We start from the raw sequence: 8,402 nt of genomic DNA on the forward strand, positions 1-8,402 counted from the left end.
GCTCAGACTTTCAGAACCAATGCGCTGATGAGCAGATTTTCTGAACAGAAGCACACGAAGAGCGCGAAGGGGGCTATCTTTGCCCCGGCAAGTAATCAAGCCGCCAGCAGCGTCTGCAACTCCTGCTCCCGGATGCCATAAAAACGCTTGATCTCGGCGATCTGCGCCTGCAACTCCGCTCGCCGCTCAGCGCTCAAAGGCTGAGCGCGTTTGACGGCCAGAATCATCTTGTTCTTGCTGGTGTGCTCCAGCGCCACGAACTCGAACACTTGGGTGTCATAACCTTCCGCTTCCAGCAACAGCGCACGCAGGCCGTCGGTGACCATCTCGGCTTCTTGGCCCAGATGAATGCCATGCTGCAAGAGCGGACGCAGCAACGGCGGCGTCTGCATCTGCGGCCGCACCTGCTTGTGGCAGCAGGGCGAGCACATGATGACTTTGGCGCCGGCGCGCAGACCGAAATGGATCGCGTAGTCGGTGGCGATGTCGCAGGCATGCAGTGCAATCATGACGTCCAACCTCAGCGGCGTGTAGCTGCGCACATCGCCTTGGTCGAAACGCAGGCCGGCCATCTGATGCTTGGCCGCGGCAGCGCCGCAGAGCCTGACCAGGTCGTCGCGCAGCTCGACGCCGGTCACCTCGGCGCGTTTGCCCTGCGCGCGCAGCCAATCATGCATGGCAAAAGTCAGATAGCCCTTGCCGGAGCCAAAGTCGGCCACATGCACATCGGGGCTCTCATTCAGGCCCGAGGACTTCAGCGCCGCCGAAAAAATCTCGATGAACTTGTTGATCTGCTTCCATTTGCGCGACATCGCCGGCACCAACGCGGCCTCGCCACGCACCAGATGGGTGACGCCCAAATCTAGCCAGAAAGGCCGACTCAGCTCCAGATAACGCAGCTTTTCCTTGTCGTGCCCTGCATCAACCGCGACCGGCAGCGCCGCAGCCGGTGCCTTGCCCATGCGCAGGCTGGGCCGGCCCTTGCGGCTGAACACCAGCTGCACTTCGCCGCTCAGCGTCTGCAGATGCGCGCTGTGGAACTGCGCACCCAGCAACTCGCTCAACAGCGCAAGCGCCTCAGGCAAGGGGTAATTCTTGGTGATATCGCGGGTCTGGTAGCGCCACAAAAATGACAGCTGGCGCTCACCGCGCAGCAGCACTTCGCGCACCGTCAGGCGGTCCAACCCAGCTTCCGCGCCGACATATTTACTCAGCAGCAGTTTGGCAAAGCTGCTATTGGCCAGCGCCGTTTCCAGCAAGCGCTCAAAGCGCTGTTTGGCATCGGCCTTGGCCACGGGTGGCGCGCTGTCGGGAATCAGATTGGTGAACATCGGCAGGGCCAAGTGGGTGAGCAAGCCAGGGATTTTCGCTCATCAAGTCAATCCGGCCCCGAGCGCCACACCGCAGCAAACGCGCGCAGCTTGTTCCAGGCCGACAGGCGCTCGTCCGACAAGGCATCCAAGAAGTCCGACAGGCGTTTGGACTTGACCATGGTGTAGATCGTCAACGCCAAGGTTGCCCCCATCACCAGCGCAAAGTAGAGCAGGCGCCGGCTCAGCGGCGCATCGGCCTCGGCCAGCAGGTTCATGCCCAAAAAGCCGGTGGTGATGGTGCCCACCAGACCGAAGATGGTCACCACGGTCAGCCGCACCACCGTATTGGCCTGTCGGCGGATGCTGTCGGTTTCCAGATAGGCGCTCATATCGGTGATGCGCTCCTTGACCTCGGCATACAAGACCGGCAGTTCCAGATGATTGGCACACATGCGAAACAGCGCGCGCGCCTGCGCTGCTTCAGCCACCTCATGAAACCAGTAGCGGTGCGAAAAACGCAAAAAGCCCTCGAAGCTGGAACGGATGGCGCGCTTGAAGCGGCGCACGTTCTCGGCGTCTTGCACGTTCAGGCGGCGCAGCGCTTCGACCAGGCGGTCGGAAAACATCAGCAGCGACGCCTTCTGAAAATGCGCGATCAGAAAGATCAAGAAATGCTGATGGCGGAACTGCGCCAAAACGCCGCGGGCACCGCAGCTGAAGAAGGCCGAGTCGGCGCGGCCTATCACCACCAAGGAATGCCCCCCGCACAAGTAACGCGTATTCGGTGCGGAGCCGGCATCGCTCCAGAAGCGGTCGTAGCAGTATTTGCTCTCGAAATCCTGCAGATGCTTTTCCGCGTAAGGCAGCTCATGGCCGCCGGGCTTGGCGGGCGGCCCCGTCACCAACCCCAGGCTGACCATATCGCTGCGCGACAGGGCACGCGGCTCATCCAGCGCCAGATAGGCCATCATCGGCATGCGGTAGTACTCGATCTGGCGAAAGCGCAAGGCCCCCGGTTCGATCGAGTGGTCGACCACCAGCGGGCGCAGCACATAGGCCCAATGCTCGGCAATGCACGGCGCACGGTGCTCCTGCACATGAGCGATGTAATGCTCGCGCTCCAGCGCGTCCGAGGCCGCCAAGACCTGACCCTGCGCGTCCAGCCATTCGGCGCTGGCCAGGCTGTGCAGGGGCAGGCCCTGCGCATCCCAGCCCGAGGGGTAGGCGCGGCCCAGCCGGTACAGCAGCTCCTGCGCCTGGCTCAGCTCAAGGTCGGTAGCGCTAACCTCAACATTCAGCAGCACCACATCGACATCGAAAAAGAAGTACAGGTCGACATGCACCACATCGAGCGTCAGCACTTCAGCGCCCGGCCGGGGGCAGACGCGCAGCTGGGCCAAATCGCGGCGCCGGAAGACCTTCATGCCGGCTTCGCTGCGGCCGTCTTGTGGTCGGCCCGGCGAGCGCCCGTCGCCGTAGAGAAAGCGCTGCACATAGGGCAGAAAGGTCACGAACTCCTGATAGTGGCGCTCGTGAAAACTGGCCGGGTCACCGGTGTACTCGTCGATCAACTCATGCCAGGGGCCGGCACCCGACCCGGATGGCAGCATTTCCCAGGGCCGCCGCGGCGCGCTCGGCGCGTCGCCCAGCGGCATCAAACGCAGGGGCCACAACAGAATCTGGTGCATGCGCTGCACCTTGGGCGGTGGAGGCTCTGTCGGCTGGACCGGCTGGACCGGCTGGATCGGCTGGTTTGGCATGGCGGCAGCTGGGCAAACAGGATGCCGCCGTCATGCCGCTGACCGGGCAAGCGACCCTTTTGTCAGCTTGAGTTAGTCGGCGCGGCGGCTACGCAGCGCCAACAGGCCGCCCAGGCCGGCAGCGAACAGCAAATAGGTCGATGGCTCGGGCACGGCCACCGCCATCACCGTCAGCGGCTGTGCATTCACCGTCAACACGCTCAGGCTGGAATTCAGGAACTCGACGTCCGAGAAGCTCATCACCGATGCGCCGGCGTTGGCCACATTGAAGCTGATGTGGGCCAAGCTGCCGCCGCCGCTGACGCCGGGCACGGCGCCGAGCAAGGTGTTGAACACAAACGAGATCGAACCTGCACCGTTGTCAATCGTGCCGGGGTCAGCGAAGGTGTTGCCACCGCTGGCCAAAAAGCTGCCCTCGGTGACGCCAATGGCCTGCAGCACGGCGGCGTTGAAAGACAGCGTGAACTGATAGCCGTACAGGTCGACGACATCGGCAATCCGCACGTCCAGATCAATCACCGAACCCTGCTGCGCCGGATTGGCTGACGCCACGATCGACAGGGTGGCGTCGGCCGCCGAGGCCTGAGCGGACAAGGCGCCCAACAGCAGCGCGGTGTAAAAACTCTTATTCAAAGCTGCCTGCCGAATTGTCATGATGCCTGCCCCTGTAACCATTTTCACAAGCGGCAAGTGTTCCATCGCAGGCCCGTCGGCAGCAAGAGGGGAATCCCGCCCCATCCGCGCGGCGACGTGTTTTAGCTATAGGTGCTTGCGCTTGAAGGCGATGCGGCCGCGCAGGTCCTGCAGCGCGGCCTCGATCACGTCGAGCGCCGCCGGCCCCGCGCCCTCACGGCGGAACACCTGTCGGGTCTTGCCGCCGCTGTGTTCGATGCTGATGATGATCCAGGCGCCGTCGCGGGTTTGCGGGTCGTCATAGACATCCTGCAGCGCCATGAAGCCCTGTGCCAAAGTGAGACGCGCTAGCGCCTCGAAATCGTCGCCGCCGACCCACCCGACGCTGACTTGATCCTGCGTGCGATGGCGTGCTTTGCCGGTCACGATGAGGCTGGCCTGGCCGTCGCGCCGCAACACCAAGCGCTCTCCGGTGCTGCAGCCGAAGCAGTCCGTCTCCAGCGAAATCAAGCTGATGTCGGCACTGTCTGCGGGCCGTTGGGCGGCACCAAGCTCGGCGCCAAGATTGGCACCGACAGCGAGCGTGCCTGCGCACAAAGTCAGCGCAAAGACGGCTCGCCGCAGACCGCCTTGCCGCTGCAAAGGCGGCAACATATTTGATCGCGTCATCGGGAATGCCCCTCTATTGCTGGTACGAACTTGTCCACTATTCTTGCACCCTTGTTCGGACCATGAATGAATCAACAATGCATCTGAATGTCAAGTTACTGACCATTGTTTCATCATTGACCGAGCCCCAGTCAACCCGCCCCAATCGAGGACATCTCATGCAATTTCGCGTCTTTGGCTACTCGTCGCCCATTGGGCTTTTTAACCGCACGCCGTCACATCGCCGCAGCCACAGCGCCGGCGCCGTAGCGGCGCTGTGCTTGGGTCTGGCCGCCGCCACTGCCGCGCCGCAGGCCTATGCGGCAACTGCGCAAGAAGGCTTCAGCTCGGCGCCGCAAGCGCAAGCCGGCGGCTCGTTCTGGCAAGAGACCAAATTGGCCACGGGCAAGCTGTCCGCCAAGGGTGCCGTGATGGCGGTGCAGCCCAAGCGCTTTCGCTCGCTGACGCTGGACCGTAGCGGCTTTGCCGCGCTGGCCTTCGAAGCGCCGCTTGAACGCACAGCCGCCGCCAGCTTGAGCCCCTTGGTGATCTCGCTGCCGCATCCGAATGGTGGCTACCAGCGTTTTGCGATCAGCGAATCGCCGGTGATGGAGCCGCTGCTTGCCGAACGCCATCCCGAGATCAAGACCTTCGCGGGCCGCGGCCTTGACGACCCGCGCGCAAGCCTGCGCATGGACTTGACGCCACTGGGCCTGCATGCATCGGTCCGCTCGCCCAAGGGTGCCTGGTATATCGACCCCTTGTTCCACCTGGACGACAGCGTCTACGCCAGCTACCTCGGCCGCGACCTGACTAACACGCATAACCGACTGACCGAGGTCGCGCAGACCGAGGCCCATATCACGCTGACCCGCGGCTTCTACCACGCGGCCGACGCGGTCGAGGTGCGCGGCTCCGGCTTCGCCCCCGGCGCGCAGGTGACCATCACGGTCAAGGACCCCGCCAATGATGTCGGCCCGCGCCAGACCGTCAACGTCGTCGCCGACCGTGACGGCACCATCAGCGCCAGCGTCACCGCCGATCCGTCCCGCAACCTCGGCGCCTATGAGGTCAGCGCCAGCGACGGCAACACCCGCGCCAGCTCGGCCTATCACGTGGTCGGCGATGACGTCAGCCCGACGGCGGCCGTCGGCAACCAGCTGCGCAATTACCGCCTGGCGCTGGTGACCGACCCGACCTACGCCTCATTCTTCGGCGGCAGCGCCAATGTGACGGCGGCCAAGGTCACCCTGGTCAACCGCATCACCCATGTCTACGAGGACGAGACCTCGATCCGCCTGACGCTGGTGAATGACAACGACAAGCTCAATCTCGACACCGCTGCACTGATGACCGGCGCCAACGGCCCTTGCGGCGCGACCGCCTGCTACACCGCAAGCCAAGCCGCCAGCTGCGGCGGCGGCACGCTGACCCGCAACCGCCAAGTCGTGGGCCTGTTGATCGGCGCCAGCAACTACGACGTCGGCCATATCGGCATGGGCAATGACGGCGGCGGCCTGGCCAGCCTTGGCGTGGTCGGCGGCAATAGCAAGGCACAAGGTTGCACCGGCGTGACCACCCCGGTCGGCGACCTGTTCGCGGTCGACTATGTCGCGCATGAAATTGGCCACCAGTTCTCCGGCAACCACAGCTTCAACGGCATCAGCGGCAGCTGCACCGGCGGCAACCGCAATCCCGGCACCTCAGTGGAGCCGGGCAGCGGCTCATCCATCATGGCCTATGCCGGCATTTGTGGCACCGATGACACCCAGCCGCACAGCGATGCTTATTGGTCGCAGCGCAGCTTTGACGAGATCGTTGCCTACTCCTCGGGTGCCGAGAGCAATCTGAATGAATCGCAGATGGCCGCCCTGACCGGCTTCACCGGCAGCGCCAAGTTCAAGCTGCAGTACAAGGGCAATTTGTCGGCCGACATCGTGCGCGGCAGCAACTTCACCACCGCCGGCATCAAGGCGGCGATCGAGGGTATCAGCGGCTGGCCTGCGGGCGGCACCGCGTCGGTCAGTGCGCTGACCGACGCGGGCTTCACGGTCGCATTCAGCGGCACGCTGGCGGCCACCAATGTCGACCCCTTGACGCTGATCAGCGGCACCGCCGGCTTTACCGGTTATGTCGGCGAGATCGCGGCCGGCGGCAAGACCGCCCGCGGCGGTAATGTCAGCGCCACCGGCAATAGCGTGCCCGTTGTCAGCGCGCCGGCCGGCTACACCATCCCGCTGCGCACGCCGTTCGCGCTGACCGGCATGGCCAGCGACGCCGATGGCGACACCTTGACCTATATGTGGGAGCAGAACGACCGCGGCGGCTCCACCGGCACCGGGCTGTTCAGCAACACCAAGCTCAACGGCCCGCTGTTCCGCCAGTTCGGTACCCGCGCCGATGTCAGCGAAGCCAATAGCCAGCTCTACAACTCGCCCGGCGAGAACCAGGTGACGAGCGACCCGACCCGCGTCTTCCCCGACCTGGCGCAGATCCTCGTCAACAACACCAATGCGGCTACCGGCACCTGCGCGGCCGGCAATGTGGACTGCTTCTCGGAGTTCTTGCCGACCGCCGACTATGTGGGCTTTGCCGGCGTCAATGCCAGCCCGGCCGCGCTGAACTTCAAGCTGACGGCGCGCGACGGCCGTGGCGGCGTCGGCAGTGCCAGCACCCAATTGATTCTGGCCGCGAACAGCGGCCCCTTCCTGGTGACGGCGCCCAACACATCCGTGTCCTGGCGCGGCGGCTCCGCGCAAACAGTAAGCTGGAGCGTGGCCAACACCCATGTTGCCCCGGTGAACACCGCCAATGTCAAGATCAGCTTGTCGGTCGACGGCGGCGCGAGCTTCCCCCATGTCCTGGCCGCCAGCGTGCCGAACAACGGCAGCCGCTCGGTCACGCTGCCCTTCCTCAACGCAGCCAAGGCGCGCATCAAGGTCGAGGCGATTGACAATGTGTTCTTCGACATCTCGAACGAGAACTTCGGCATCAGCTTCAACCCCGATGTCAATGGCGATGGCAAGGTCAACTGCGACGACCTCGCCATCATCAAGGCGGCGATGGGCACGCGCGTCGGTCAGCCCGGCTTTGATCCGCGCGCCGACCTGAACGGCGACGGCGTGGTGAACATCCGCGACCTCAGCGCCGTCAGTCAAATCCTCGCGACCGGCGCACGCTGCAAGTGATGAGCACAAACTAGCCCCGCCTTGGCAAGCCCGGCCGGCCCCCTCCCGCTTCACGCAGGGGAGGGGGCTTTTTCATGGGCGGCGGGTAAACTCGGCCCGGCTGAACAAGTCAGCCAATCTCCGCATTGCCATGGCTAACCAAGTAACGAATTACCTGCACTTCTTCCAGCAATTCGGCCTGCTCAGCTTGGTGGCTTTGCCGTTTCTGGCCAGCTTGATCGCGGCGCTGCTGCCCAGCAATGCGCGCAATGCCGAGTCGACCTTGGCCGGCGCGGTGGCGCTGTTCTGCTTGGTGCAGGCGGTGTCCTACTTCCCCGACATGGCCGCCGGCGGCGTGATCCGCCAGGAGTTTGTCTGGCTGCCGTCCTTGGGCCTGAACTTCGTCCTGCGCGTGGACGGCTTCGCCTGGATGTTCTCGCTGCTGGTGTTGGGGCTGGGTGCGCTGGTGGTGCTGTACGCGCGCTACTACATGTCGCCCAGCGACCCGGTGCCGCGTTTTTTCGCCTTCCTGCTGGCCTTTATGGGCGCCATGAGCGGGGTGGTGCTGTCGGGCAACTTGGTGCAGCTGGTGCTGTTCTGGGAGCTGACCAGCCTGTTCTCGTTCTTGCTGATCGGTTATTGGCACCACCGGCGCGACGCGCGGCGCGGCGCCCGTATGGCACTGACCGTCACCGGCGCCGGCGGCCTGTGCCTGCTGGCCGGCGTCTTGGTGTTGGGCCATATCGTCGGCAGCTATGACCTGGATGTGGTGCTGGCCAGCGGCGCACTGGTGCGCGCGCATCCGCTCTATGTGACGGCGCTGGTCCTGGTGCTGCTGGGCGCGCTGACCAAGAGCGCGCAGTTCCCGTTTCACTTCTGGC

The 8,402-nt window shown here is 64.3% G+C and carries 6 protein-coding genes; 2 read left to right on the plus strand and 4 right to left on the minus strand.

Going from position 1 to position 8,402, the window contains the following annotated elements; all coding sequences use genetic code 11:
• Positions 1–95: 95 nt before the first annotated feature.
• From RMO57_RS12525 to RMO57_RS12540, 4 genes are all read right to left on the minus strand, one after another.
• Positions 96–1,355: an SAM-dependent methyltransferase gene (locus RMO57_RS12525; protein WP_310387070.1), complete on the minus strand. Its 1,260-nt coding sequence runs from the start codon at positions 1,353–1,355 to the stop codon at positions 96–98.
• A gap of 23 nt (positions 1,356–1,378) precedes the next feature.
• Positions 1,379–3,001: a hypothetical protein gene (locus tag RMO57_RS12530; protein WP_310387072.1), complete on the minus strand. Its 1,623-nt coding sequence runs from the start codon at positions 2,999–3,001 to the stop codon at positions 1,379–1,381.
• A gap of 144 nt (positions 3,002–3,145) precedes the next feature.
• Positions 3,146–3,727, minus strand: coding sequence for a cohesin domain-containing protein (locus RMO57_RS12535; RefSeq protein ID WP_310387074.1), 582 nt, complete (start codon positions 3,725–3,727; stop codon positions 3,146–3,148).
• A gap of 105 nt (positions 3,728–3,832) precedes the next feature.
• On the minus strand, positions 3,833–4,375 hold the full coding sequence (locus RMO57_RS12540; protein WP_310387075.1) for a hypothetical protein: 543 nt from the start codon (positions 4,373–4,375) through the stop codon (positions 3,833–3,835).
• Positions 4,376–4,533: 158 nt separating this feature from the next.
• Between RMO57_RS12540 and RMO57_RS12545 the strand changes: the two genes are divergently transcribed.
• Both RMO57_RS12545 and RMO57_RS12550 read left to right on the plus strand, forming a co-directional pair.
• Positions 4,534–7,542: a M12 family metallo-peptidase gene (locus RMO57_RS12545; protein WP_310387077.1), complete on the plus strand. Its 3,009-nt coding sequence runs from the start codon at positions 4,534–4,536 to the stop codon at positions 7,540–7,542.
• A gap of 130 nt (positions 7,543–7,672) precedes the next feature.
• On the plus strand, positions 7,673–8,402 hold a 730-nt coding region (locus tag RMO57_RS12550), incomplete at its 3' end, for a proton-conducting transporter membrane subunit (protein ID WP_310387080.1).

This window comes from Roseateles sp., assembly GCF_031397715.1.
Taxonomy (GTDB): domain Bacteria; phylum Pseudomonadota; class Gammaproteobacteria; order Burkholderiales; family Burkholderiaceae_C; genus Paucibacter_A.